The organism is Catenulispora pinisilvae (genome assembly GCF_015356865.1).
Lineage (GTDB): Bacteria > Actinomycetota > Actinomycetes > Streptomycetales > Catenulisporaceae > Catenulispora > Catenulispora pinisilvae.
In genome coordinates, this window is sequence record NZ_JAAFZA010000031.1 from 1 (window position 1) to 26892 (window position 26892).

A 26892-nucleotide genomic window follows, 5' to 3' on the forward strand; every position below is an offset into this window, starting at 1 on the left:
ATCCGGCGGCGGTGCCCGAGCAGGGGGTTCCGACGCAGACCGCGCCGGTGGTGGGTGGCGAGCAGGGTTCTCAGTACGCGCCGCCGCCGAGTTCCCAGTTCCCGCCGCCGAATTCTCAGTACGCGCCGGGTGGCGCGCCGGGTCCGCAGCCGCAGTACGGACCGGGCGGGATGCCGGGGCCGGGCGGATTCCCGGGCCAAGGCGGGTTCCCGGGTCAGGGGCCGGCGCCGATGTCAGGGCCGGGCGGAATGCCGGGACCAGGTGGAATGCCGGGGCCGGGCCCGATGCCGCCGTTCGGCTACGGTTCCCCGCCCTCGCCGCCCTCGGTGACCAGTGCGGTGGCGATAGTCGCGCTTTGCCTGTTCTGGGTGCCGCTGGTCGGCTTGGTGCTGGCGATCGTCGGGATGGTGAAGACCGCGCGCGGGAAGGCCCGCGGGCGGGGGTTGGCCATCACGGCGCTGGTGTTGTCCATCCTGGTGACCGTGGTGGCGATTATCGGCGGGGCGGCGATCGCGTCGAAGCCGTCGGCGTTGGACGCCGGGTGCCGGAACGGGAAGTCGGCGGTGCTGGATCAGTCGAAGAAGATCGACGCCGACTCCAAGCGCGGCGACACGAACGCGGTACAGGGTGATGTCACCACACTCGTCAACGATCTGGCCAAGGCCGCCGGCGAGTCCAAGCGCAGTGATGTGCGCTCGACGGTGACGGCCGTGCACGACGACTACGCCGCGCTCGCGGCCGGGAACGGCGACCAGGCCAAGCTCGACTCCGACCTGCACGAGATGGACCATCTCTGCACGATCGGGAAGTAGTCGGTCAGTCGGTCAGTCGGCCAGTCGGTTCGTTAGTCCGTCAGTCCTTCAGCAGCGGCACCAGGGCGCGGAAGGCGCGGCCGCGGTGGCTGATCGCGTCCTTCTCCTGCGGGCTGAGTTCGGCGGTGGTGCGGGTCTCGCCTTCGGGGACGAAGATCGGGTCGTAGCCGAACCCGCCGTCGCCGCGGGGGGCGCGGATCAGGTGGCCGGTGACGACGCCTTCGACCACGTGCTCGGCACCGTCCGGCTGGACCAGGGCGGCGGCACAGGTGAAGTTGGCGCCCAGGGCCTCGTCGGGGACGTCGGCGACCTGGTCCAGGACCAGGTGCAGATTGGACACGTCGCGGCCGGGGCCGGCCGGCAGGTCCCCGAAGCGGCCGGACCAGCGCGCGGACAGGATGCCCGGCATACCGTTCAGCGCGTCCACGCACAGTCCCGAATCGTCGGCGACGGCCGGCAGGCCGGTGGCCGCGGCCACCGCGCGCGCCTTGATCAGCGCGTTCTCGGCGAAGGTCAGACCGGTCTCGGGGATCTCGGGCAGGGCCGAGTACAGCTCCGGGCCGGCCAGTTCGACGTCGGTCAGGCCGGCGGCGAGCAGGATCCGCTCGAGTTCGGTGATCTTCTTGGCGTTGCGGGTGGCGAGGACGATCTGGCGCATGGGCGCCAGTCTAGATCTGTGCCGGAGGCCGAGGGCGCGCCGGGCAGCACACTCACGGCTGCTGCGAGCAGACGGCACCCATCGTCTGGAAGTCGCTCTTGAGCGGTCCCTGGCTCGGCTTCTGCCCCTGCTTCGCCTGGTTCTGCATGGCCGTCATGTCGTTGACCATCCGGTTCATCGCCACCGCCGCCTGCGGCTTCCTGGTCTGCGACGAGCCGGCGCGGACCTGCTGGATGGCGCCGGGAAGGGCGGCGACGCCCTGCAACAGACCCGCCTGCTGCGCGAACAGGTAGCTGCTGAACCCGGCCAGCGCCGTCTTGCAGCCGGGGTCGGTCCAGGTGTCGTTGAGGTTCTTGATCGACGAGGCCAGGGCCGCGGAGGACTCGGTGCTCGGCGAGGAGCCGCCGGCCGGGGTGGACGGCGCCGCGGTGTCGGTGCCGCCGCCGGTCGGGGCACCGGTGTCGGCGCTGCTGGGTGCCCCGCCGGAGGTGCTCGGCGCCGGGGCCGAGGAGCCCGCGGTGCCGGGCGCGGTGGTCCCGCCGGACGCGCTCGCGCCGATCGTGCCCTGCGAAGAGCAGGCCGTCAGTGCCAGTGCGGTCAGTGCCAGCAGTCCTGGTATCACGCTCGCGCGCAGCCGCCCGGTCATGACCCACCCCCTGTGGAAGACATTCGGAGCCCCGTCGTATGCGGGGCTCCGAACAATATAAGAGGTGCGGACCGGCGGTATGAGAAGCGCGGACCGGCGGTCAGCTCATTAGGGACTTGACCTGGTGTGTGGCCAGCTCGCGGCAGCCGGCGGTGGCCAGGTCCAGCAGCGCGTCCAGCTCGGCGCGGTCGAAGGGGGCGCCCTCGGCGGTGCCCTGCACCTCGACGAACTTGCCGTCGGCCGTGCAGACCACGTTCATGTCGGTCTCGGCCCGGACGTCTTCCTCGTAGCACAGGTCGAGCATCGGCACGCCGTCGATGATGCCGACGCTGACCGCCGAGACCGAACCGGCCAGCGGCTCCTTGGTGGCCTTGATCATCTTCTTCTCGCGCATCCACGCGACCGCGTCCTGGAGCGCCACGTACGCGCCGGTGATGGCCGCGGTCCGGGTGCCGCCGTCGGCCTGCAGCACGTCGCAGTCCACGATGATGGTGTTCTCGCCCAGCGCCTTGGTGTCCACCACGGCCCGCAGCGCGCGGCCGATCAGCCGGGAGATCTCCTGGGTGCGGCCGCCGACCTTGCCCTTGACCGACTCGCGGTCGCCGCGGGTGTTGGTGGCCCGGGGCAGCATCGCGTACTCGGCGGTGACCCACCCCTTGCCGCTGCCGCGCAGCCAGCGCGGGACGCCTTCGGTGACGCTGGCGGTGCACAGCACCTTGGTCTGGCCGAACTCGACGAGGACGCTGCCCTCGGGGTGGATGGACCACTTGCGGGTCAGGGTGACCGGGCGGAGCTGGTCGGCTTTGCGGCCGTCGACGCGTGCTGCTGACATGTGTCGACCCTAGCCCACCACCGGGGTGGGCGAGGGCGGCGGTGCGGGGCGCGCGAGGCCCACGCCGGGCCCCGCCGCGGGCTCGCCGCCCCGCGACGAGCAGCCGATGGCGCCGCGGCGGGGCCGCTCGGCCTCAGTCCAGCGGCACGTGCGCCAGCAGCCGCAGCGTCGGCAGGTCGGTGGCCTTGCGCAGCCGGGAGGCCAGGTCCCGGTGGAAGAACTCCTCGACCAGGTGCGGCACGGTCAGCACGATGACCTCGTCGGCCACGTACTTGGCCGCGATCTCCTTCAGCCCGTCCACCGGCGGCCCGGCCAGCAGTTCGCCGACGGCCTGCTTGCCGGCCTGCTGGAAGGCCTCGACGGTGCCGGTCAGCACCGCGCGGGCGGCCACCACGGCCTCGTTCAGCGGCTCGTCGTGCGAGTCCTCCTCGGCCCCCTTGAAGTTCCCCAGCGCGAGGTCGTCCAGGGTGGCCAGGACTTTGCCGTTCTCCTTGCCGACCGGCACCACGATCACGTAGTTCTCCGCGGCCATGCCCTCCTCGGCGTTGTCGGCGTGCAGGCCGACGACGTACTCCAGGTCGTGCTGGTTGATCGTCTTCTCGACGACGAGCATGGTGGTCGGCACAGTCAGGTCCTCTCCGGTGCGGTGCGGGGGCGGCGGCGGGCGCCGCTCCCCCATGCCCATCATGGTCTCAGATCTGGAACACCGCGCCGGGCGTGGCCAGGTTCACCGGACCGTCGTAGGCGGCCTTGGCGGCGGTAAGGTTCAGCTCGGCGTCGGTCCACGGCGGGATGTGGGTCAGCACCAGGCGGCCGACCGCGGCGGCACTCGCGCTCTCCCCGGCCTGGCGGCCGTTGAGGTGCAGGCCCAGCAGGCCGTCGTCGCGGCCCTCCTGGAACGAGGCCTCGGCCAGCAGCAGGTCGGCGCCCTTGGCCAGGTGGTCCAGGGCGGCGCAGGGGCCGGTGTCGCCGGAGTAGACCAGGGTGCGCCCGGCCGCCTCCAGCCGGATCGCGTAGGCCTCGACCGGGTGGTCGACGCGGGTCACTCGGACGGTGAACGGCCCGGTCTGGAAGGTGTTCGCGCTCGCGCCCTCGCCGGCGCCCTCCAGCACGTCGCGGAAGGCGAACACCGACTCGCACTCGGCGTCGTCGGTGTCGTAGGCCTTGGCGATCCGCTCACGGGTGCCGGCCGGGCCCCACACCGGCAGCAGCGGCAGCGGCTCGCCGCCGGGCCGGTACTTGCGCGCGACGTAGTACCCGCACATGTCGACACAGTGGTCGGCGTGCAGGTGCGACAGGATCACGGCCTGCAGGTCGTAGATGTCGCCGTACCGTTGCAGCTCGCCCAGCGCGCCGTTGCCGAAGTCGAGCAGGACCCGGTGTCCGTCGTGCTCGACCAGGTAGCTCGAACACGGGTTGCCGGGGCCGCCGAAGGACCCGGAGGAACCGATCACGGTGAGCTTCATGGGGACTCCGCAACTGTGGCGTATTGGGGTTCGGTGGCGCCGCGGGGTTCTGCGACGTCTCGCGGATCGGTGGCGTCCGGCGCCGCACCGGGCACCAGGCCCTGGTGGACGTGGCCGATCTCGGGCCCGAGGAAGCGCTGCCCGATCTGCAGGAACTGCTCCGGGTCGCCGGTGGTGGTGAAGCTGTGCACGGGCTCGGGGAGGTCGCCGGCGCGCATGAGCGCGTTCTCGGCCAGGACCCGGTATACGTCCTTGGCGGTCTCCTCGGCGCTGTTGATGAGGACCACGTCCTCCCCCATCACATAGGAGATGACTCCGGTGAGCAGGGGGTAGTGGGTGCAGCCCAGGATCAGCGTGTCGACGCCGGCCCGCGCGACCGGGTCGAGGTACTCGTGCGCGACCCGCAGCAGCTCCTCCCCCGCGGTCTCCCCGGCCTCGACGAACTCCACGAAGCGCGGGCAGTCCTGGGTGGTGAGCTGGATCTGCGGCGCGGCCGCGAAGGCGTCGACGTAGGCCATCGAGCGCCGGGTGGACCGGGTGCTGATCACGCCGACGTGCTGGTTGCGGGTGGCGGCCACGGCCAGCCGGACCGCGGGCCGAATCACCTCCACCACCGGGATCTCGTACCGCTCGCGGGCGTCCCGCAGGACCGCGCCGGAGGCCGAGTTACAGGCAATGACCAGCATTTTGACGCCGGACTCGACCAGCTTGTCCATGCATTCCAGGGCATAGGCGCGCACCTCGGCGATCGGCCGGGGCCCGTAGGGTTGGCGCGCGGTGTCGCCGAAGTAGCTGACGGCCTCGTGCGGCAGCTGGTCCAACAGGGCGCGGACGACGGTCAGCCCGCCGAAACCGGAGTCGAAGATGCCGATGGGCGCGTCCCGGGGGGCCGGGGCGGCGTGCGGAGGCGGTGGTGCGGCCATGAGGTGACAGCGTACGGCTCCATCCGCAGAACGTCGGCGATTGGGCCGGTGGATGTGGCCACTGTCTCAGCGGTGCTTTTGGTCACGGCCGGGCTGACGTGCGGTTTTCAGTCGGGCCGGCCGGAGCGGTCGGACCGGGCGAGCAACGCGTCGCAGACGTCGACGAGCCGCCGGCGCAGCGGTGCACCCCGGCGCGCGAACTCGGCCTGCATCGCGGCGTACTCGGCCCGGCCGGCCGGCGTCTCGACCCGGATCGGGGCGTAGCCGAGCTCGGCGAGGTCGTAGGGACTGGCGCGCATGTCCATCTCGCGGATCTCGGCGGCCAGCGCGAAGCAGTCGGCGATCAGCTCCGAGGGCACGAACGGATCCAGCTTGTAGGCCCACTTGTAGAGGTCCATGCCGACGTGCAGGCACCCGGGCTGCTCGTTGGCGACCTGCTCCTCGCGGGTCGGGCGCAGGGTGTTCAGCGGCACGGCGTCGGGGGTGAAGAAGCGGTAGGCGTCGTAGTGCGAGCAGCGGATGCTCTGGGTCTGGACGACCTGATCGGTACCCGCCGACCCGAGCCGTAGCCGGCGCGCGGAGTGCCGCACCTGCTCGGGCTCCTGGCGGTAGACCATGGCCCACTCGTGCAGCCCGAAGCAGGCCAGGCGCGGCTCCCGACCGGCGGTGGCCAGCAACAGCGCGCGGACGAACTCGGCGGTGCGGCGCCGGGCGTCGGTGAACTCGGCGGGATCGAGGGCGACGCCGTCGGCGGTCTGGACATAGCCGCGCCAGGCCAACCGCTCACGGGCCGCGTCCCCGGCCAGCACCACACCGGGGCCGGGATGCCAGCGCAGGAGGCGCGCGGGGCGGTGCGAGTAGTAGGTGAACAAGAAGTCCATGACCGGATGCGCCTCATTGCCGGCGCGGCGGCGGAGATGGGGCTCGGTCCAGGCGGCGACGCGGGTTCGGTGTGCGGCTTCGCGGGCTCGCCAGACGGGCTCGGGAAGGATCTCGCTCACGCTTCGACGGTACCTGGTGGGCACTACACGGCCGAATCGGGTTTGGGCGCCGGTCCCTCAGCGAGCGAGGCTGCCGGGGCCGGGCTGTCTATCGCAGCTCGGCCCCAGCAGTGTGCGGTTAAGAGCGACCGAGGATTCGTGGCCGGGCGGGCTGAGCGACATTGGGAAACCAGCGTCGGAGCTCCGAGCCTGGCCGCACCGGTGCCTTGCCGCGCGCTGCGCTTGCAAGCCGCATGCCCACGACGCTCGTGCCAATTTGCGCGCAGGCGCGGGCCGGGTCGAGGGCGGTCGTCCGGCACGCCCAGGCTCGTTCCCGCCGAGTTTTCCGTGCGCTGCGGCGGCTGCGCCGCCTCGCCAGACCGGCCACCAATCCTCGGTCGCTCTAAGAAGCCGAGGTCGAGGCGGTCGAAGTGCCGGTCGTGCTCGAGGAAGTCGACGAAGTCGAGCTACCGGAAGAACTGGGGCTCTTCGAACCGGTCGGGGTCGGTGTCGACGGCACACCGGTCGAGGAACCGGTCGGGCTCGGCGCGCTCGGCGTGCTCGACGTGCTGGGCGTCGCCGGGGAGCTCGGCGTCCCGGGCGAGCTCGGCGTGGCCGGAGCGCTCGGCGTCACGGAGCCCGAACTCCCGTCCGACGAGCTCGGCGCGCCACTCGGCTCGGCGCTGCTCTGCGCCGCCTCCGCCTGCTTCACCATCGCCATGTAGTCGGCGCTCTGGTCGCCCGGGACCGGGGGCACCGCGACCGGGGTGCCCCAGTCGCTGTAGTCGATCTCGCCGGTGAGGGAGCCGGCCGGGGTGACCTCGGTGAAGGTCATCGCGACCGGGAGGCCGTCGGCGCGCAGCCAGACGTCGTAGCCCAGCTTGGTGACCTGGCCCTGGGCCAGGGCGTCGGCCACCACGTCGGAGTCCTGCTGGGACAGGCCGCGCCCGACCAGGTTCGGGTCGGTGGCGTCGGCGCCGGTCAGGGCGCCGGCGTAGTGCACGGTCTGGACGCCGCCGTGCTGCTCGGCGCCCACCTTGTGCAGGTCCTTGGCGGCGGCCAGGAGGATCAGGCCCTTGCTCGGGGAGGTGTTCTCCAGCACGTCGCTGCCGACGGCGGCGGTGTTCGGGTCCTGGGCCATGGCCTGCAGGTCCATCTTCAGCCACGCCTTGCCGTCCATCTGGGCGGCCAGCTGCGGGTTCTGGCCCATCTCCATGTACATCACGTTGTCCGCGTAGCGGATCGGGATGGGCGGTGTGGACTGCGCACTCGGGTCGGCCGCGCCGCCGCCGGAACCCATCACCAGCATGCCCTGCAGCGTCGGGTGCTCGTCGAAGGTCGCCACCACGTCGGAGGTCTCCGAGCCGGTCGGCGCGGTCAGCACCGTGTGCACCTTGGCGCTGGGGTGCGCGGTGACGGCGCGGGTCGCGGCCTGGATCGCGTCCTGGGCACTGAGCGAGGACAGCTGTGCGAAGGACTGCGGCGTGCCGTCCGACGCCTTCAGGGAGCAACCGGTGAGCGAGGACGCGGCCACGGCCGCCAGCACGGCGCCGGACCATATCTGCTTGCGGGGCATGAGGTTTCCCACCCTTGATCGTGAAAGCGAAGAGCGGGGGGAAGCTTAGCTTTACCGCAGATCAGGCCCGGCGCCGGGGGGCACGGGAGGATCGTTGATCAGGCGTGTTGATCACCGCCGGGCACGACGTAGGTGTCCTCGGCCGGTGGCGGGACGACCGTGACGGGGACGCCCCACTGGCTCAGCGTGCTGTCGGAAACGGTGTCGCCGCCACTCCCCGATTGGGTGTCGATGTACTCGATCTCCAGGCCGTCCGCACCGATCCAGATATCGATACCGGCCTTGGTGATGTCCAGCGTCTGCATCCGCTGCCGGTAATAGTCCAGGTAATCCTGGGTCAGACCGGAGCCCGCGGGCGGCACCTTCGGCAGGGTGTCCGCGGTGACGGTTCCCGCGATATGCAATGCCCGGCGGCCGTCCTTGGTCTCGACGCCGACCCGGTGCAGATCCGGGATCGCCAGGTTCACCAACGCACCCTGCTGCGGGTCGGCGTGCTGGTAGAGGGTGGCGAACTGCCCGAGAGCCGCCAAGGTCGGGTCGCTGGAATTCGCCGACGGCGGATGGGTGAGATCCAGCTTCACCCACGTTTTGCCGTGCCGGTCAGCAGCGGGAATCGTGGGATCGTCCATGTAGACGGAGTTCTCGTCGCCTCGGGTCTCACTCTGGATGTGCTTGCCCGCATCTGTGGTGGCTGTCGTCAGGTCCTGCTGGAACCTGTCGGTCCGCTGGGGGCCGTCCTGCGTGAACAAGCCGTTCGGTTGCGTCACCACGCTGTGGATCCGCACGGACTGCCGGGCGATTCCGGCCTGGACGGCGTCCTTCAGCGCCTGGGCCGCGCTCACCGTGTTCAGGTCGAGGTTCATGCTCGTGGTGACGCCGATCACCCCCGAGGAGGAACAAGCGGCGGCGGCCATGACCATCGTCACCGCCGCCGCCGTGGCGCCGTACCGCGTCCAGCCGGTCGAACCCGTGCGTATCATGCCGAACCCCCCTGTGAGTCAGAACGCGGCGATACTAACCGCGGTCGGACCCGTCACGGGGAGGACCGGTCCTCGTTCACGCCCAGAGCTGGCCCTCGATCCGGTCCTCGGCCTCGTCCAGGGTGCCCTCGTAGGCGCCGGTGGACAGGTACTTCCAGCCTCCGTCGGCGACGATGAACGCGATGTCCGCGCTCTGGCCCGCCTCGAAGGCCTTGCGCGCGATGCCGAGCGCCGCGTGCAGCGCACAGCCGGTGGAGATGCCCGCGAAGACCCCCTCGGCGGCCAGCAGTTCGCGGGTGCGGCGCAGCGCGTCGTGCGCGCCGACCGAGTAGCGGGTGGTCAGGACCGACTCGTCGTAGAGCTCCGGGACGAAGCCCTCGTCGAGGTTGCGCAGACCGTAGATCAGCTCGTCGTAGCGCGGTTCGGCGGCGACGATCTGCACGTCCGGCTTGTGCTCGCGCAGGTAGCGGCCGGCGCCCATCAGGGTGCCGGTGGTGCCCAGGCCCGCCACGAAGTGCGTGATGGTCGGCAGGTCGGCCAGCAGTTCCGGGCCGGTGCCGTGGTAGTGGGCCAGGGCGTTGGCCGGGTTGCCGTACTGGTAGGGCATCACCCAGTCCGGGTGCTCGGCGGCCAGGCCCTTGGCCACCCGCACCGCCTCGTTGGAGCCGCCGGCGGCCGGCGAGGAGATGATCTCGGCGCCGTACATCCGCAGGATCTGCCGGCGCTCCTCGGAGGTGTTCTCCGGCATCACACAGATCAGCTTGTAGCCCTTGAGCTTGGCCACCATCGCCAGGCCGATCCCGGTGTTGCCGGACGTCGGCTCCAAGATGGTGTCGCCGGGCTTGAGCCGGCCCTCCTTCTCGGCGGCCTCGACCAGGCCCAGCGCGACCCGGTCCTTGACCGAGCCGGTGGGGTTGCGGTCCTCGAGCTTGGCCCACAGCCGCACCTCGGGGGACGGCGACAGGGTGGGCAGCCCGACCAGCGGGGTGTGGCCCACGGAATCCAGGAGCGAGTCGTAGCGCATCGGCGGCGCCTCCGTGTCTTCCCCGGTCCCGGGCTCAGCCGCCGGCGACGGCGGGCAGGACGGTGACGGCGTCGCCGTCGGCCAGCGGGGTGGACAGGCCGCCGAGGAAGCGGACGTCCTCGTCGTTCTTGTAGACGTTGACGAACCGGCGCAGCTCGCCGGCGTCCAGCAGCCGGTCACCGAGCCCGGGGTGCCGGGCGTCCAGGTCGGTGATCAGGGCGGCGAGTGTGGTGCCCTCGGCCTCGACGCGCTTGGCGCCGTCGGTGTAGGTGCGCAGGATGGTCGGGATCGACACGTTGACGGACATGTCCGGTCATCTCCTCGTGAGAAAAGCCAGGAAGGGCGGAACGGGCGAACAGGGCGTATGGGAGGCCCCGCGGGCAGTGCCGCTCACACGGCGCCGCGGCTGCGGGGGACGGATCGCGGGTTCAGACGCCCCGGCGACACAGCGCGCTGGCCAGCCGGCCGAAGTCGACATGGCGGCGCGCGACGAGCAGCACCGTCGGATCCATGCCGGGTGAACGCATGTCCCCATGATATTCATCCCGGCAACCGGCCGGGCCTGGTTCCCGAGCGGTGAGACCCGGGGCACCGGAGAAAAGCGCGGGCCCGTCAGCACCCCTGAAGGTACCGACGGGCCCACCGGCGCTCAAAGCCGCGGTCCGGCGCTCACGCCCCCGGCTCGCGGTCGGCGCGGTAGCGCTCGATCGCGGCGTTGGTCGAGGAGTCGTGGTGCAGCGGCGCGTCCGAGGACAGCTCGGGGACGATCTTCTTCGCCAGGACCTTGCCCAGCTCGACGCCCCACTGGTCGAAGGAGTCGATGTCCCAGATCGCGCCCTGGACGAACACCTTGTGCTCGTACAGCGCGACCAGCTGGCCCAGGATCGAGGGGGTCAGGCGCTGGGCGGTGAGCGTGGTGGTCGGGTGGTTGCCGCGGAACGTGCGGTGCGGCACCTGCGCGGCCGCGACGCCCTCGGCCTGGACCTGCTCACGGGTCTTGCCGAAGGCCAGGGCCTCGGTCTGGGCGTAGAAGTTGGCCATCAGCGCGTCGTGCTGTCCATGAGGGTCGGTGCCCTCGATCGGCCGGTCGAAGCCGATGAAGTCGGCCGGGATCAGCGCGGTGCCCTGGTGGATCAGCTGGTAGTAGGCGTGCTGGCCGTTGGTGCCGGGGGTGCCCCAGACGATCGGGCCGGTCTGCCATTCCACCGGCTCGCCGTCGCGCCGCGTCGACTTGCCGTCGGACTCCATGTCCAACTGCTGGAGGTAGGCGGTGAACTTGGACAGGTAGTGCGAGTACGGCAGCACCGCCAGGGTCTGCGCGTCCCAGAAGTTCCGGTACCAGATCCCGATCAGGCCGAGCAGCAGCGGCAGGTTCTTCTCGGCCGGCGCGGTACGGAAGTGCTCGTCGATCGTGTGGAAGCCCTGGAGCATCTCCTCGAACCGCTCCGGGCCGATCGCGATCATCAGCGACAGGCCGATCGCCGAGTCGTAGGAGTAGCGGCCGCCGACCCAGTCCCAGAATCCGAACATGTTGTCGGTGTCGATGCCGAACGCGGCGACGCCCTCGGCGTTGGTGGACACCGCGACGAAGTGCTTGGCGACCGCGGACTCATCGCCGCCCAGCCCGGCCAGCAGCCACTTCTTCGCCGAGGTGGCGTTGGTGACGGTCTCGACCGTGGTGAAGGTCTTGGAGGAGACGACGAACAGGGTCTGGGCCGGGTCCAGGTCGTGGGTGGCCTCGTACAGGTCGGCGCCGTCCACGTTGGAGACGAAGCGGAACTGCATCTCCCGCAGGCTGTAGGGCTTCAGCGCCTCGTACGCCATCGCCGGGCCCAGGTCCGAACCGCCGATGCCGATGTTGACGACGGTCTTGATGCGCTTGCCGGTGGCACCGGTCCACTCCCCGCTGCGCACCCGCGAGGAGAAGGCGGCCATCCGGTGGAGCACTTCGTGCACGGCCGGCACCACGTCCTCGCCGTCCACCTCGATGCGCTCGGTCCGCGGCGCCCGCAGCGCGACGTGCAGCACCGCCCGGTCCTCGGTGATGTTGATCTTCTCGCCGGCGAACATCCGGTCCCGCAGCTCGAAGACCCCGCGCTCGCGCGCCAGGTCCAGCAGCAGCCGCAGGGTCTCGTCGGTGACCAGCTGCTTGGAGTAGTCCGCCGACAGGTCGCCGGCCTGCGCGAAGTAGCGCTCGGCCCGGCCCGGGTCGGTCTGGAACAGCTCGCGCAGGTTCACCCGGTCGAACTCCGCGTGGTGCGTCTCAAGCGCTTTCCACTGCGGCAGATCGGTGAGCTTCTCAGTCATCGGCGTCCTCCTGGCGATCGTGCGACTTCGGCGTCAAAACCCTATCGCCGCAGTCGAGTAGAGGCCTCGGCGGTGAGGTGAACGGGTAGGGTCCGGCGGTTATGACCATCAAGAACAGCCGGGACGCGCGCCTGGCGGAGGCTGTGGCACTGCGCGAGGCCGGGGAGCACGAACAGGCGCGGCGGCTGTTGGTCGCGCTGGCGGAGGAGTTCCCGGCGGACGCGACGGTCGCGTATCAGACCGCGTGGGTGCACGACGTGCTCGGGCAGGAGATGGAAGCGGTGCCGTTCTACGAGCGGGCGCTGGCCGGCGATGGGCTGTCCGAGCAGGAGCGGCGCGGCGCACGGCTCGGCTACGCGAGCACGCTGCGCGGGCTGGGCCGCTATCCGGAGGCGGTCGAGGCGTTCGGCAGCGGCCTCGCGGAGTTCCCCGACGACAACGCCCTGCGGACCTTCTCGGCGATGGCGCTCTACAACGTCGGCGAGCACCACGAGGCGATGCGGACGCTGCTGGAGGTGCTGGCGTCGACGAGTTCGGACCCCGCGGTCCAGCGGTACCGGCCCGCGATCGAGCACTACGCTCGGGACTTGGACGCCGTCGAATAGGGCCGAATAGCAAGATCGCGCAGGTCGGCGCACACCCTGTGCCGAAACTGTGCACGTCGGGTCACGACCCCGGCCACTACCCGCCCCATGCCTATGCTGAACCGGTGACCAGCATTCTCGTCGTCGAGGACGAACCGACCCTCGCCGAGGCGATCGCCGCCCGGCTGCGCGCCGAAGGGTTCGCCACGCACCTGGCCGGCGACGGCCCCGCCGCGGTGCGCACCGCGCACGAACACGTGCCCGACCTGATCGTCCTGGACGTGATGCTGCCCGGGTTCGACGGCCTGGAGGTGTGCCGGCGGATCCAGGCCGAGCGGGCCGTGCCGGTGCTGATGGTCACCGCCCGCGACGACGAGAGCGACCTGATCGAGGGCCTGCGCACCGGCGCCGACGACTACCTGACCAAGCCGTTCTCGATGCGCGAGCTGATCGCCCGGGTGCACGCGCTGCTGCGGCGGGTGGAGCGGGCCGCGGAGATTCGGAACACCGAGCTTCGGACCACAGAGCTCCGAAGCACAGACTTCCGGTCCGGCGAGTCCCGGACCGCCGAACCCGGGTCGAACGGCGGCATCGGCGGCATCGGCGGCAACGTGATCCCGATCGGCACCGGCTTCGCCCCCGGCGCCGCCGCCGCGCGCGCCCCGCGGCCGCTGCGCTTCCAGGCCATCGGCACCAGCGCCGGCGCCCGGATACTGGAGATCGACCCGGCACAGCGCCGGGTGCGGATCGGCGCCGGCCGGAACCGGGACGAGGCGCACCTGACGCCCACCGAGTTCGACCTGCTGGCCTGCCTGGCCGGACAGCCGCGCACCGTGCTCACCCGCGAGAAGCTGCTGGCCGAGGTGTGGGACTGGCTGGACGCCTCCGGGACCCGCACCGTCGACAGCCACGTCAAGGCGGTCCGGCGCAAGATCGGCGCGGACTGGATCCGGACCGTGCACGGCGTCGGCTACGCGCTGGAGGCCGAGCCCGCGGCCGGCGACGGCCTGGAACCGGCGAACCGATGAACTCCCGTCTGTCCCTGCGCGTCAACACCGTCGGCGCCCGGTCCCGCAAGGTCGGCGGCACCGTGATCGGCCGGGCCCGCGAGGTGCGCCCGCTGGACCGCTTCCACAGCATCAAGGTCAAGCTCGGCGTGCTGGTCGTGGCCTCGGTGTCGGTGGCCGGGATCTTCACCGCGATCGGGGTCTCGGCCGGCATCCAGGCCCGGTACGTGGTCAGCGTCGCGGTGATCCTGTCGCTGGGCGTCACGCAGATCCTGGCGCACGGCATGACCAGCCCGCTGCGCTCGATGGCCGACGCCGTCGAGCGCATCGCGCGCGGCGACTACAGCCGCCGGGTCACCACCGCGACCGGCCGCGACGAGGTCGGGCAGCTGGCCTCCGCGTTCAACCTGATGGCCGCCGACCTGGAGGCGGTGGACCGGCAGCGCAAGGAGCTGATCGCGAACGTCTCGCACGAGCTGCGGACCCCGATCTCGGCGTTGCGCGCGGTGCTGGAGAACGTCGTCGACGGCGTCACCGAGCCCGATCCGCCGACCATGCGGCTGGCGCTGGAGCAGGCCGAGCGGCTGGGCCGGCTGGTCAACACCCTGCTGGACCTGTCCCGGATCGACGCCGGGGCGGTCGAGCTGGACCGCGAGGACGTGGCGCTGGAGGAGTTCCTGGGCACCGTGGCCCGCGAGGCCACGGTCTCGATGCTGGCCAAGGACGCCGGCCACCGGCGGCCGCACACCGTGGTCGACGTGGTGCCGCCGGAGCTCACCGTGCGCGCCGACCGCGAGCGCCTGCACCAGGTCGCGGCCAACCTGCTGGACAACGCCGTGCGGCACTCCCCGGCCGGCGGCCGGGTGACGCTGCGTGCGCGCCGGCTGGCGGCCGGCGGCGTCCGGGTCGAGGTGTGCGACCAGGGCCCGGGGATCCCGCCCGGTGAGCGGGTCCGGGTCTTCGACCGCTTCGACCGCGGCTCCCGGCAGGCCGCCGACGGCGGCACCGGGCTCGGGCTGGCCATCGCGCGCTGGGTGGTGGATCTGCACGGCGGCCGGATCTCGGTGGCCGAGCCGGGCGAACAGCTGGAGTGCGGGGAGCCCGGGGCGGCCGGGGTTGCCACGGCCGGGGCGATCGGTGCCGCGGTTGGCAAGCCGGCGCGCACTCCGGTTGGCAACCTCGTTGGCAACCCGGCCGGCAACGGGGTCGGCCATCCGGTGGCCGCCGGTGCGTCACCGGGGTGTGTGATCCGCGTCGATCTGCCGTAACCGGCCGGTTGAGCACAACGCACTAATGGGCGGCCGGAGTGTGAATCTGGTCACTCTTGACCACGGCCTGGCAACCCGGGCCTAGTCAGATGGAGGGATTTTCCCCGTCGGACGGTGTGATCAGCGCCTCGAACCCGGGGCGCGACTGCACTAAAGCCCCACACCGGCGTAGCCTGGATGACCGCTATACGTCTACGGCCGAGGCACGGTTGTGGACGCTGTGCACTCCTATACGCACCCACGCGGAAGAGGGCGGAAACCGCCGTGTCGCCACAGCCGTCGCAGCAGGCAACCACCGATCAGACTGCCGGTACTCCGGGCTCCACGCCGGGGCACACCCTGGCCGAGTTCGGACCGAACGAGTGGCTGGTGGACGAGATCTACCAGCAGTTCCTGCGCGATCCGGAGAGTGTGGACCGCGCGTGGTGGGACTTCTTCAACGACTACCAGCCCACGGACAGCTCTGCCGCCGCGCAGGCTCTTGCCCCCGTTGCGAAGGTTGATAACCCCGAAGTGACTGTGACCTCCGACACATCGGCTCCCGTCCAACCCGCCGCCCCGGCCGCGCCGACCGCCCCCGCGACGGTCCCGGCCCCGGCCCAGGCCGCCGCCCAGCCGGCCGCCCCGGCCCCGAGCAGCACCGCGGCCAACACCACGGCGGTCCTGAAGGGCCCGGCGGCCCGCGTGGTCAGCAACATGGAGGCCTCCCTGGAGGTCCCGACCGCGACCAGCGTGCGCGCCGTCCCGGCCAAGCTGCTGATCGACAACCGGATCGTCATCAACAACCACCTGAAGCGGGCCCGCGGCGGCAAGGTCTCCTTCACCCACATCATCGGGTACGCCCTGGCGCAGGCGCTCAAGGCGATGCCGGAGATGAACCGGTCCTTCACCACCGAGAACGGCAAGCCCGCGGTCCTCACCCCGGCGCACGTCAACGTCGGCCTGGCCATCGACCAGGTGAAGCCGGACGGCACCCGGCAGCTGCTGGTCCCCTCCATCAAGGGCGCCGAGCTGATGGACTTCCGCGAGTTCTGGCAGGCCTACGAGGACGTGGTCCGCCGGGCCCGGAACAACAAGCTGACCCCGGACGACTTCGCCGGCACCACGATCTCGCTGACCAACCCCGGCACCATCGGCACCGTGCACTCGGTGCCGCGGCTGATGAAGGGCCAGGGCACGATCCTGGGCGTCGGGGCGATGGAGTACCCGGCCGAGTACTCCGGTACCAGCCAGGAGACGCTGTCCCGGCTGGCGGTCAGCAAGGTCATGACCCTGACCTCGACCTACGACCACCGGATCATCCAGGGCGCGCAGTCCGGCGACTTCCTGCGGATCATCCACCAGCTGCTGCTGGGCGAGGACGGCTTCTACGACAAGCTCTTCGAGTCGCTGCGCATCCCCTACGAGCCGGTCCGCTGGGTCCAGGACATCAGCGCCAGCCACGAAGACGACATCAACAAGACCGCGCGCGTGCAGGAGCTCATCGAGTCCTACCGCACCCGCGGCCACCTGATGGCCGACACCGACCCGCTGGAGTACAAGCAGCGCCGGCACCCGGACCTGGACGTGGTCAGCCACGGCCTGACCCTGTGGGACCTGGAGCGCGAGTTCGCCACCGGCGGCTTCGGCGGCAAGAAGATCATGAAGCTGCGGGACGTGCTGGGCGTGCTGCGCGACTCCTACTGCCGGACCATCGGCATCGAGTACATGCACATCCAGTCCCCGGACGAGCGCAAGTGGATCCAGAACCGGGTGGAGCACGGCTACGCCAAGCCGGACCGCACCGAGCAGCTGCGGATCCTGGAGCGGCTCAACGCCGCCGAGGCCTTCGAGACCTTCCTGCAGGTCAAGTTCATGGGCCAGAAGCGGTTCTCGCTGGAGGGCGGGGAGTCCGCGATCCCGCTGCTCGGCGAGATCCTGGCCCGCGCCGCCCGCTCCGGGCTGGACGAGGTCGCCGTCGGCATGGCGCACCGCGGCCGGCTCAACGTGCTGGCGAACATCGTCGGCAAGGAGTACGCCGAGATCTTCCGCGAGTTCGAGGGCAACCTGGACCCCAAGTCCATGCACGGCTCCGGCGACGTGAAGTACCACCTGGGCGCCTCGGGCTCGTTCACCGCGCTGGACGGCTCGGCGATCGCCGTGACGCTGGCGGCGAACCCCTCGCACCTGGAGACCGTGGACCCGGTCCTGGAGGGCATCGTCCGGGCCAAGCAGGACATCATCGACAAGGCCTCGGCCGGCTTCACCGTGCTGCCGCTGCTGATCCACGGCGACGCCGCGTTCGCCGGCCAGGGCGTGGTGGCCGAGACCCTGAACCTGTCGCAACTGCGCGGCTACCGCACCGGCGGCACCGTGCACCTGGTGATCAACAACCAGGTCGGGTTCACCACCTCGCCGACCTCCTCGCGCTCCTCGATCTACGCCACCGACGTGGCCCGGATGATCGAGGCGCCGATCTTCCACGTGAACGGCGACGACCCCGAGGCCTGCGTCCGGGTGGCGCAGCTGGCCTTCGACTACCGCCAGGCGTTCAACAAGGACGTCGTCATCGACATGATCTGCTACCGCCGCCGCGGCCACAACGAGGGCGACGACCCGTCGATGACCCAGCCGCTGATGTACAACCTCATCGAGGCCAAGCGCAGCGTCCGCAAGCTCTACACCGAGGGCCTGATCGGCCGCGGCGACATCACCCTGGAAGAGGCCGAGGAGGCCCTGCGCAACTACCAGGGCCAGCTGGAGCGGGTGTTCGCCGAGACCAAGGAGGTCTCCAAGGCCCCGGTGTCGGCGACCTTCGCGGTCGACGTGCAGCCCTACCCGGCGCAGGTGGACACCGCGATCACCGACCAGGCGGTCAAGGTCATCGCCGACTCGCAGGTCAGCCTGCCGGACGGCTTCACCCCGCACCCGAAGGTGCTGCAGCCGCTCCAGAAGCGGGCGCAGATGATCACCGACGACAAGATCGACTGGGGCATGGGCGAGACCCTGGCCTTCGGCTCGCTGCTGATGGAGGGCGTGCCGGTCCGGATGGCCGGCCAGGACTCCCGGCGCGGCACCTTCGTGCAGCGCCAGCACGTGCTGGTGGACCGGGAGAACGCCACCGAGTACACCCCGCTGTCCAACCTGAGCACCGACCAGGCCAAGTACACGGTCTACGACTCGCTGCTGTCCGAGTACGCGGCCCTGGGCTTCGAGTACGGCTACTCGGTGGCCCGGCCGAACGCCCTGGTGCTGTGGGAGGCGCAGTTCGGCGACTTCGTCAACGGCGCGCAGTCGGTCATCGACGAGTACATCTCCAGCGGCGAGCAGAAGTGGGGCCAGCGCTCCGGCGTGGTGCTGCTGCTGCCGCACGGCTACGAGGGCCAGGGCCCGGACCACTCCTCGGCCCGTCCCGAGCGCTTCTTGCAGATGTGCGCGCAGAACAACATGACCGTGGCGATGCCCTCGAACCCGGCGTCCTACTTCCACCTGCTGCGCTGGCAGGCGCACAACCCGGCGCACAAGCCGCTGGTGGTGTTCACGCCCAAGTCGATGCTGCGCCTGAAGGACGCGGTCTCGCCGGTCGCGGACTTCACCTCCGGCCGCTTCGAGCCGGTGCTGCCGGACGTCACGGTCGACCCGGCCGGCGTGCGCCGGGTGCTGCTGGTCTCCGGCAAGCTCTACTGGGAGCTGGCGGCCAAGCGGGCCAAGGCGGGCATCACCGACACCGCGGTCATCCGGGTGGAGCGGCTGCACCCGCTGCCGGCCGCCGAGATCGCCGCGGCGCTGGCCTCCTACAGCCCGGACGTGGACCTGCGCTGGGTCCAGGAGGAGCCGGCCAACCAGGGCGTGTGGCCGTTCGTGGCGATGAACCTGCCGGCCACCCTGGGCCGCGGCCTGACCGTGGTCTCCCGGGCCGCGGCCTCGTCCCCGGCGGTGGGCTCGGGCAAGCGGCACGGCGTGGAGCAGGCGCAGCTGGTCGAGGACGCCTTCACCGGCTGACACACGGCGCGACACGGGTGGGATCCGCGCTGCGGCGCGGGTCCCACCCTTTTGTCTAGAAACTCAGAGCTCTTCCACAGGGAACGGATTCACGATGTACTTCACGGACCGGGGTATCGAGGAGTTGGAGAAGCGCCGCGGAGACGAGGACGTGTCGCTGGCCTGGCTGGCCGAGCAGCTGCGCACCTTCACCGACCTGAACCCGGAGTTCGAGGCCGCGATCGACCGGCTGGCCACCTGGCTGGCCCGGCTGGACGACGAAGAGGACTGAGCCGGTCGGCCAGGGGCGCGGCGCCGGCCGATCGGGCGGCGCGCACGAAACGGCTCTGTAACAGGTCGCGGCCGACAGGCGGCGGGTACTTGCCCTCCCGAGCAACGCGATATATCGTCTTCTTCAGAGACGCGATACATCGTGAGAGGACCCAGGTGATGACCAGACACGAGCTGAAAGGGCCGGACCGGCTCGCCTTCGAGGGGATCCACCGGCTGAAGGTCGTCACCACCTCGGGCAAGGTGGACGTGGTCGGAGCCGGCGAGGACGGCGCCGCGGTGGTGGACGTGACCCGCGTCAAGGGCGAGGAGCCGCTGGTCGTCACCGCCGAGGACGGCGAGCTGAGGGTGACCCACGGCGACTACCGGCCGAACCTGCTGGGCTGGCTGATGCACACCCGCAAGATCGAGGCCGACATCTCGATCCAGGTGCCGCCGGACTGCCTGGTGGACGTCACCGTGATCTCCGGGCCGCTGGTGCTGTCGAACCTGCACGAGCGCACCCGCGCCCACGGCGTCTCCGGCGAGATCACGCTCGCCCAGGTGCACGGGCCCACCGACGTCAAGACGGTCTCCGGGGCGATCACCGCCGAGAGCGTCACCGACGACCTGAGCGCGCTGACCGTCTCCGGGCCGATCACCGTGATCGCCCTCGGCTCCCAGAACACGATCAAGGCCGGCACCACCTCCGGGGCCATCACCGTGGACCTGGAGGACGGCACCGACGCCCCCCGGCTGGACCTGAACGTGGTCTCCGGCCAGGTCATAGTACGGGCCCCGGAAGACGCCAACCTGGACGTGGACATGTCCACGATGAGCGGACGCACCGTCACCACCTTCGACGGACTCGACTCCCAGGCGCTGTTCCAGAACAAGCAGATCCCCTTCACCAAGCCGCGTCAGCTCTCCGGCCGCCTGGGCACCGGACGGGGCCGGCTGCGCGCCAGGGCGGTGTCAGGTGATATGACGCTGCTGAGAAGGGCCGTCGACCACGAGGTGAAGAACTCCGTCGTGGACGACGAGGATGGAAAGGACCGTTAGATGGCACCCGTCTTCGGACACGGACGGCTACGGCTGTACCTGTTGAACCTGCTCGCCGAGAGCCCCAAGCACGGGTACGAGATCATCCAGCAGCTCAAGGAACGGTTCCAGGGCCTTTACGCGCCCAGCGCCGGCACGGTCTACCCGCGCCTGTCGCGACTGGAGAGCGAAGGCCTGATCCGCCACGAAACCGACGAACGCGGCCGCAAGGTCTACCACATCACCGACGCCGGCCGCACCGAACTCGCCGCCCGCGCCGACGACATGGCCGCGCTGGAGAGCGAGATCCGCGAGTCGGTCAGCAGCCTGGCCGAGGAGATCCGCGACGAGGTCAAGGAATCCGCCCGGCACATCCAGGAGGAACTCCGCGCGGCGGCCGCCGAGGCCCGCACGGAATCCAAGGACCGCGCCGCGACCACCGGCGCCCGCCCCAAGCAGGCACCGCACGACCACGACCACGCCCCATCGGCACACCCGCCGGCGGACCGCTCGCAGTGGGGCAAGGACGAATGGCGCGACTGGAAGCGCGCACAGAACGACTGGAAGGAACAGTGGAAGGACCAGTGGGCCGCGCAGTGGCGCGAGCACTGGCAGGACGAGGCCACACGCTGGCAGCGCTTCGCCCAGGACAGCATGGACGACTGGACCGGCCGCCGCCCCCGCGACCGCGCCGACCAGGAACAACTGGACGAGCTGCGCTCCACCTTCCTCCGCTTCCGCGACGAGGTCCGCACCATGGCGCGGGAGCACCGACCGGACATCCCGGTGACACCGGACCAACTGAATGCCGCCCGCGAGGTACTGGAGCGAGCGGCCCGGGAGCTGCGAGACATCTTCCGGAGCTGACGACGAGGGCCGGTTCGGGCTCCAGGGCGAGCCGGGCTTCGGCGTGAGGGGGTGACGGCGCGTGCCGCGGGACGGGGGTCCCGGGCACGCGCCGTCGGCATGTGGGGGTGCACCTGCTGAACCTCGTAGATCTGAGCGAGGGGTCCTCGCCCCCATGCGGCATCATGGCCTGTGGGAGGGAGCCATGGTGATCGCAGGCTTGATCGACGCATTGCACTTCGCGGAGCGCGATGACGCGTCAGCGGTGCTGTACGGACTCGGAGACGCGCAGGTCGCCGCCGGGATCGCGGCGGCCTGGCTGCCGCTCCCCGTCGCGGTGACCGATTTCGTGCTCGACACCGCAGGCTCCACAGACACAGACACAGACACAGACACAGACACAGACACAGACTCCACAGGCTCCACGAGCTCCGCGTCCGTACTGGCCCTGACTCACCGCGCCCTAGCCGACGAAACCGTGACCGACCCGGACGCCGTGCTGCGCGCCTTGATCCGCCTGGCGAACCCGGCGGTCGACGAACTGCTGCTGCGGACCGTGGCCAAGCGGCCCCGGGCCTGGATCCTGGCCGCGCTGGTCCGGGACCGCCGCGACGCGCACGGCCGGCCGGTGATCACCAACGACGTCGAGCGCTTCCTGCGCAACCAGGTGGCACGCGCCGAGCGGCGGCACGCGAACCGCCACACGCCGATGCCCGCCCGCATCGAGATCGACCTGGTCGTGGCGGCGACGGTGGCGGACCAGCCCTGGCTGGCGATGACCGCGATGCCGCTCGCGGTGCGGCTGGAGCAGACGACCGCCGTGGCCCACGGGCTACGGACGCTGCGCGACCACGGGTTGCTCGCCGACGTGTGGGAGGACGGACTCCGCGAGACCATCCTCACCCATGCGAAGAAGAGCTCGTACTACCAACCGCAGTGGGACGCCGTGCTCGCCTTCGGGGACACCGGCGAGGACCCGCGGATGACAAAGGCACCGGCCTCCCGCCTTCGCTTCGAGGGGCTGCCGGACCCGGGCGCCGCCGACGCCTGGACCGCGCCGAACACCGGATCCCAGCACTACGCCCTGGCCTGGGACCGGGTGCTGGAGTACGCGGCGCTGGTCGGCACCGGCGAGCAGGACCGGCAGGCCGGACAGGCGACGGCGCGCGGGCTGGACGAGGCGGCGGCCCGCGAGGACGTGCCGGAGGACGTGCGGGCCGAGTTCGAGGTCCGGTACCCGCGGGCGGTGTTCTGGGCGGCGCGGCCGGACGTCGCGACGCTGCGGCGGGCCCACGCGGCGAAGGCGTCGCTGAACCCGGCGACCCGCCACTTCGCGACCCGCGAACTGCTCCGCCGCGGCCTGCTGCACGGCTCGCTGAGCGCGCCGGAGGCGGTCGCGCACGCGGAGCCGGCGGCCGAGGTGCTGGCCCTGGCGCTGCCCATGCCGCCGGGACTGACGACGTACTACACGGCGAAGGGGAAGAACGGCTTCGCGCCGCACTTCGTCCGCATCCCGCCGGAGGCCGAGGAGCGGTACCAGGCCGACCTGCGGGCGGCCGTCGTCGCGGCGCTGGGTCCGGACCCGGCGCGCTGGCTCAAGGTGCTGACCCGGGTCGCGGCGTGCGAGGGCAGCCTCGGCGACCTGCTGGCGGCGATCGACACCGACCAGCCGCCGCCCCTGCCCACACGCCGCGGGTCGCGGTGGCCGCGCGGGGTGGACCCGGCGGCGGTGCTGCTGGAGCTCGCGCCGCCGGAGGTGGTCGCGGCTGTGGTGGAAGCGGCCGGGCTGCTTCCCGACGCGGCCGAGTTCTTCGCCCCCGAGACCCGCGCGCTCGCGGGCGTCCTCACCCGGGTCCTGGACCGCGGCCCCGAGCCGCGCTGGCTGCTGAACCTCGCGCTCGACCCGCACGGGACGCCGGCCATGCGGCTGGCGGCGGCCCGCAATCCAGCGGCGACGGTGGGCACGCTGTGGCGGCTGGCGGACCGGGAGCCGGCCGAGCCCGGAGTGCTGGCGGCGGTGTATCTGCACCCGCTGGCCTCGCTGGAGCTGCGGATCGCGGCGCTGGTGCGGTCCGAGGCGGCCGGCGGGCTGTATCCGGGGCTGGTGCGGCGGCTGGTGACCCGCTACGCGGAGCCGGCCCTTCTCCAGCCGACGCTGGAATCACGGGACCCCGAGCTGCTGCACAACGTACTGCGGCGCAGCAACCGCTCGCTCCAGACCGACCGGCGCATCGTCGCCTACTCCAGGCTGGCCGAGGCCGCCGGGCCGGAGCCGGTGTGGGCGCTGGAGCTGGAGCGGGCCGGGAGTCTGGACAAGATGCACGAGGCGGTCCGCGCCTCGATGACCGAGCACAGCGACGAGCCGCTGCACGCGGCGGCCACGGGTATCGCGCGGCCGGATCCGGAGCGCGTCGCGGCATCCTGGGACGCCGACTTCCAGTCGAGCCGCCCCGACACCGCCGAACGCGTGCGCGTGCACCTCGACGGGCGGCCCGAGCTCTGGATGCGGCTGGCCGAGGACGGGGTCACGCTGCATGGACTGCTCGCGGAGCTGGAGGGGGTCGAACCGCGCGCGCCGCAGACAGCACAGGCAGCACGGGCAGGCCAGGCAGCGCAGACACCGGAACCGCCGACTCCCCCAGCCCGCGAAACCAAGCCCCGGCTCAGCCAGACCCCGCGACCGCTGCCGCCGCTCCCCGGCAGCGAAGCGTCCAGCGCTACGCCGAGCCAACCGGCGGGACCGCCCAATCCGGCGCCGCCACCAACCCACATCACCGGCCCCGCGAAGCCGCCCACCGCATGAACGCCCCGGCCCGCGTCCTCAACCTCCTGCACGCGGCACGTCCCGAAGACGTCGCCCCGGTCCTGTCTCTCCTGTCCAAGGCCGAGCTGGCCGCGGGCCTGGCCTCCGACTACTGCGATCCCGACCTGCGCGCAGTCCCGCCCAACCGCAAAGCGCTCCGCCGCGCCCTGCTCGATCCGCGCCCCGCCACCGAGCACCTGCTCACCGAACGCGGCGCCGCGGAGGACGCCGTGCGCCTCGCCGCTCGCGCGCCCTACCAGCGGGTGCTGCCCGAAGGTGTCACGCCGTACGGCCGCCCGCAGGCCGACCTCAACCGGCAGCTCCGCGCCCGGCTCGCCGCGGTCCTCGGGGACGAGCCACTGCGGTGGTACGGGGTCCTGGCCAGGATCTACGGCTGGGAGGGGTCCTTCGCCGAACTGCTCGACCTGGCCGCGAGCTGGGACCCGGCACCGGCGCGGCCGACGCTCCGGATCCATCACGGTCTGCGGCGCGAGCTGTTCCTGCCCGGCGTGCTGCTCGCGATGGCACCGGCGGCGGTGATCGCGGGTGTCCTCGCCTACGACGAGCAGGGATGCAGGTCCCTGATCGGAACGTTGTTCACCTCCGCGCCTTACCACCCCGGCTACTTCGAATACGCCTACGGTCCCGTCGGGTCCGACTTCGCACGCGAGAGCCTGTGCGCCGGCTTCGCCAAGCCGCTGAGCGTGGCGTATGGGCTGCTGGAGCGCGGGGTGAGCACCGAGTACCTGGCCCGGATCACCGCCACACACGGCGACCTCGCACTGGGGCTGCGGATCTACCACAGCCTCGCCGTCTCGGAAAGGCCGTGGGGGGTGAGCAACCTCGGCCGGACCAAGCCCGAGGAGATCCACGCGTTGCTGGCGTCGGCCGAGACTGCCGAAGACCTCCTGCGCCGGCTCACTGAGCTCCGCCCCGTCTTCCAGCGGGAACGCGGCCTGTCGGAGCAGCGCCTGCCCGCCTACCTCCGACTCGCGCGGCTGGCCGGGCCGGAGCCGGTGTGGAGTACCGAGCTGGACTACGCCGGCAGCTTGGAGATCATGCACGAGGCGGTCCGCATGTCCATGGCCACGGGCGACCTCGCACCGCTGGTCGCCGCCGCCGACACCGTCAAAGACCCGGGGCCGCCCAGCCCGCAGCCGAATCAGGGCTCGCTGACCGACTGGCCCCTGGAAGACGCCGTACGCAGCCATCTGGACGGCCGCAAGCGTCGCTGGCGCACCGTGCTCCGGCTGGCCGAGGACGACAGCGCGTCGCTTCTGGACATCGTGCAAAGGGCAACCGGCCAATCGGTTCGACCAGCGGGCCCGGACATAGAAGACTTGAAGCAGGACCCGAAGACCCCGCTCCCCTACCGCCCCCGCCCCGCGAAGGAGGACTCCGCGTGAAGACCCACGAGTCCGGCCGCCGCTCGCGTCGCCTGCCGGTCAGCGCCACCGACCGCAAGGCGCTGGCGCAGTGGCAGCCGGCCGACCCGGCGACGATCGACGCGGCGGTGCGGCTGAAGGAGGCGGCGCTCGTCGACTTCGGGATGGAGTCCTCGGCCATCGCCGGGTGGATCTACTCCAAGTGCGCGCACCAGATCCCCACCACGGCCATCGACACCGCCGCGGTGATGGCTGCCGGGGACGGCAGCTGTGTGCTGCTGTTCAACCCGGACTTCTTCGTCGAGCTGGGGCTGGACGGGGTGAAGTTCGTGCTCTTCCACGAGGCCCGGCACCTGATCCAGCGGCACCTGTTCACCGAGCCGGAGCTGCGCGAGGACCCGGTCTTCGACATCGCCATCGAGTGCACGATCAACCACGTCGCGCTGACCCGGCTGCACCGGGACGACCTGCCGGTGGTCAACGGCGAGTCGACCGGGGTGGATCCGCGCAAGATCTTCAAGAACTACCACGCGGACCTCACCGCGCAGGGCCTGAGCCCGTTCTCCTACGAGGAGTTCATCCGCACCGACATGGGCTGCTACACAGAACTGCACCGGATGAAGCACCCGCCGAGCCCGCCGCCGCTGTGCATCCACGAGCTCCTGGAGGAACTCCAGGAAGAGCTCGCCGACGCCGAGACCATCGAGCGGATCGGCAACGAGGTGCTGGCCAACGTGCTGCTGGCGGGCAAGCGCGGGATGCGCGCGGCGCGCTCGGAGCTGCTGGACCTCATCGAGCGCACCGACGGCGCCACCGACCGGTTGGCCAAGCTCTGGGACCAGCTGGGCGCCGGGATGATCCGGGGCCAGACCCACAGGACCCGGCAGGTGGACTGGTGGCAGCGCTGGCTGGTGGACGTGCTGGCGTCCAAGCTGGCCGAGGGCGAGCGGCTGATCTACCCGAAGAAGCGCGGGGCGGTGCTGGCGGCGCTGGGCGAGGACCCGACGCTGTCCCGGCGCGGGCCGGAGCGGCACCGGGTGGTGGCGATCGCCGTGGACGCCTCCGGCTCGATGCCGGCCACCGTGGTGGACTGGGTCGCCTCCCTGGTCGGGCAGCTGGACGGGGTCGAGGCGCACTGGCTGTCCTTCGACGCCGCGGTGGTGCCGTTCGCGCCGGGCGACCCGCTGGTCGGCGGCGGCGGGACCAGCTTCCAGGCGGTCGCCGACTACCTGGAGGGGCGCGCGCCGTCGGTGAAGACCGGGGAGCCGTTCGACGAGACGCTGGACGCCGTCATCATGGTGACCGACGGCATCGCCGCGCACATCACGCCGGCCGAGCCGGACAAATGGATCTGGCTGATCACCGAACGCGGCGACGACTGGCCCGAGAACCACACGCCGCAGATGGCCTGTCACAAAGTACGAACGGGGGACCGTTGAGCACGCACAGCACCGGGCAGACCGCCCTGACTCCAGACGGAGAGCAGGGCCGGGCCGGATTCGACGACGACCGCAGGCTGCCGCG

Annotated in this window: 24 protein-coding genes; 11 read left to right on the forward strand and 13 right to left on the reverse strand. The window is 71.3% G+C overall.

Annotation, left to right across the window (positions count from 1 at the left end; all coding sequences use genetic code 11):
• On the forward strand, window positions 1–812 hold an 812-nt coding region (locus IZR01_RS11275; protein WP_194923786.1), incomplete at its 5' end, for a DUF4190 domain-containing protein.
• A gap of 40 nt (window positions 813–852) precedes the next feature.
• Here the strand turns inward: IZR01_RS11275 and rdgB are convergent.
• The 13 genes from rdgB to pgi all read right to left on the reverse strand — a co-directional run bounded on the left by rdgB (window position 853) and on the right by pgi (window position 12204).
• Window positions 853–1470, reverse strand: coding sequence for an RdgB/HAM1 family non-canonical purine NTP pyrophosphatase (gene rdgB, locus IZR01_RS11280; RefSeq protein ID WP_194897598.1), 618 nt, complete (start codon window positions 1468–1470; stop codon window positions 853–855).
• A 52-nt stretch (window positions 1471–1522) separates the two neighbouring features.
• The gene (locus IZR01_RS11285) at window positions 1523–2116 is read right to left on the reverse strand and encodes a hypothetical protein (protein WP_194897599.1); all 594 of its coding nucleotides are present in this window, start codon (window positions 2114–2116) and stop codon (window positions 1523–1525) included.
• 100 nt (window positions 2117–2216) lie between these two features.
• Complete coding sequence (rph, locus tag IZR01_RS11290) at window positions 2217–2948, reverse strand: ribonuclease PH (protein ID WP_194897600.1); 732 nt, start codon at window positions 2946–2948, stop codon at window positions 2217–2219.
• Between the two features lie 133 nt (window positions 2949–3081).
• A complete protein-coding gene (locus IZR01_RS11295) occupies window positions 3082–3627 on the reverse strand; it encodes an indole-3-glycerol phosphate synthase (RefSeq protein ID WP_194897601.1) in 546 nt (181 codons plus the stop codon).
• A 13-nt stretch (window positions 3628–3640) separates the two neighbouring features.
• Window positions 3641–4414 (reverse strand): MBL fold metallo-hydrolase, encoded by a 774-nt coding sequence (locus IZR01_RS11300; RefSeq protein ID WP_194897602.1) that lies wholly within the window; start codon window positions 4412–4414, stop codon window positions 3641–3643.
• A complete protein-coding gene (murI, locus tag IZR01_RS11305; protein WP_228555549.1) occupies window positions 4411–5337 on the reverse strand; it encodes a glutamate racemase in 927 nt (308 codons plus the stop codon). Before murI ends, IZR01_RS11300 begins: the two co-directional genes overlap by 4 nt.
• Before the next feature lie 107 nt (window positions 5338–5444).
• On the reverse strand, window positions 5445–6338 hold the full coding sequence (locus tag IZR01_RS11310; RefSeq protein WP_194897603.1) for a 3-methyladenine DNA glycosylase: 894 nt from the start codon (window positions 6336–6338) through the stop codon (window positions 5445–5447).
• A 382-nt stretch (window positions 6339–6720) separates the two neighbouring features.
• Window positions 6721–7893, reverse strand: a complete 1173-nt coding sequence (locus tag IZR01_RS11315; protein ID WP_194897604.1) for an SCO4651 family lipoprotein — start codon at window positions 7891–7893, stop codon at window positions 6721–6723.
• A 98-nt stretch (window positions 7894–7991) separates the two neighbouring features.
• The gene (locus IZR01_RS11320; protein WP_194897605.1) at window positions 7992–8873 is read right to left on the reverse strand and encodes an SCO4651 family lipoprotein; all 882 of its coding nucleotides are present in this window, start codon (window positions 8871–8873) and stop codon (window positions 7992–7994) included.
• Window positions 8874–8949: 76 nt separating this feature from the next.
• Window positions 8950–9897, reverse strand: coding sequence for a PLP-dependent cysteine synthase family protein (locus tag IZR01_RS11325; RefSeq protein ID WP_194897606.1), 948 nt, complete (start codon window positions 9895–9897; stop codon window positions 8950–8952).
• 34 nt (window positions 9898–9931) lie between these two features.
• Window positions 9932–10204: a MoaD/ThiS family protein gene (locus IZR01_RS11330; protein WP_194897607.1), complete on the reverse strand. Its 273-nt coding sequence runs from the start codon at window positions 10202–10204 to the stop codon at window positions 9932–9934.
• Window positions 10205–10325: 121 nt separating this feature from the next.
• Window positions 10326–10424 carry a putative leader peptide gene (locus IZR01_RS53155; protein ID WP_323746582.1) on the reverse strand — a complete coding sequence of 33 codons (99 nt, stop codon included), beginning with the start codon at window positions 10422–10424 and terminating at the stop codon, window positions 10326–10328.
• Between the two features lie 142 nt (window positions 10425–10566).
• A complete protein-coding gene (gene pgi / locus IZR01_RS11335) occupies window positions 10567–12204 on the reverse strand; it encodes a glucose-6-phosphate isomerase (protein WP_194897608.1) in 1638 nt (545 codons plus the stop codon).
• A gap of 101 nt (window positions 12205–12305) precedes the next feature.
• Between pgi and IZR01_RS11340 the strand changes: the two genes are divergently transcribed.
• From IZR01_RS11340 to IZR01_RS11385, 10 genes are all read left to right on the forward strand, one after another.
• Window positions 12306–12809 (forward strand): tetratricopeptide repeat protein, encoded by a 504-nt coding sequence (locus tag IZR01_RS11340; RefSeq protein WP_194897609.1) that lies wholly within the window; start codon window positions 12306–12308, stop codon window positions 12807–12809.
• A gap of 104 nt (window positions 12810–12913) precedes the next feature.
• Window positions 12914–13816: a response regulator transcription factor gene (locus tag IZR01_RS11345; protein ID WP_194897610.1), complete on the forward strand. Its 903-nt coding sequence runs from the start codon at window positions 12914–12916 to the stop codon at window positions 13814–13816.
• Window positions 13813–15063 (forward strand): HAMP domain-containing sensor histidine kinase, encoded by a 1251-nt coding sequence (locus IZR01_RS11350; RefSeq protein ID WP_194897611.1) that lies wholly within the window; start codon window positions 13813–13815, stop codon window positions 15061–15063. The genes IZR01_RS11345 and IZR01_RS11350 overlap by 4 nt, the downstream gene beginning before the upstream one ends.
• A 264-nt stretch (window positions 15064–15327) precedes the next feature.
• Window positions 15328–19044, forward strand: a complete 3717-nt coding sequence (locus tag IZR01_RS11355) for a multifunctional oxoglutarate decarboxylase/oxoglutarate dehydrogenase thiamine pyrophosphate-binding subunit/dihydrolipoyllysine-residue succinyltransferase subunit (protein WP_194923787.1) — start codon at window positions 15328–15330, stop codon at window positions 19042–19044.
• Between the two features lie 94 nt (window positions 19045–19138).
• Window positions 19139–19315 (forward strand): DUF6104 family protein, encoded by a 177-nt coding sequence (locus IZR01_RS11360; protein WP_194897350.1) that lies wholly within the window; start codon window positions 19139–19141, stop codon window positions 19313–19315.
• A 158-nt stretch (window positions 19316–19473) separates the two neighbouring features.
• Window positions 19474–20355 carry a DUF4097 family beta strand repeat-containing protein gene (locus IZR01_RS11365; RefSeq protein WP_194897351.1) on the forward strand — a complete coding sequence of 294 codons (882 nt, stop codon included), beginning with the start codon at window positions 19474–19476 and terminating at the stop codon, window positions 20353–20355.
• The gene (locus tag IZR01_RS11370) at window positions 20356–21201 is read left to right on the forward strand and encodes a PadR family transcriptional regulator (RefSeq protein ID WP_194897352.1); all 846 of its coding nucleotides are present in this window, start codon (window positions 20356–20358) and stop codon (window positions 21199–21201) included.
• 184 nt (window positions 21202–21385) lie between these two features.
• A complete protein-coding gene (locus IZR01_RS11375; RefSeq protein ID WP_194923788.1) occupies window positions 21386–23983 on the forward strand; it encodes a hypothetical protein in 2598 nt (865 codons plus the stop codon).
• The gene (locus tag IZR01_RS11380; RefSeq protein WP_194897354.1) at window positions 23980–25389 is read left to right on the forward strand and encodes a hypothetical protein; all 1410 of its coding nucleotides are present in this window, start codon (window positions 23980–23982) and stop codon (window positions 25387–25389) included. The genes IZR01_RS11375 and IZR01_RS11380 overlap by 4 nt, the downstream gene beginning before the upstream one ends.
• The gene (locus IZR01_RS11385) at window positions 25386–26807 is read left to right on the forward strand and encodes a vWA domain-containing protein (RefSeq protein ID WP_194897355.1); all 1422 of its coding nucleotides are present in this window, start codon (window positions 25386–25388) and stop codon (window positions 26805–26807) included. The genes IZR01_RS11380 and IZR01_RS11385 overlap by 4 nt, the downstream gene beginning before the upstream one ends.
• The last annotated feature ends 85 nt before the right edge of the window (window positions 26808–26892 follow it).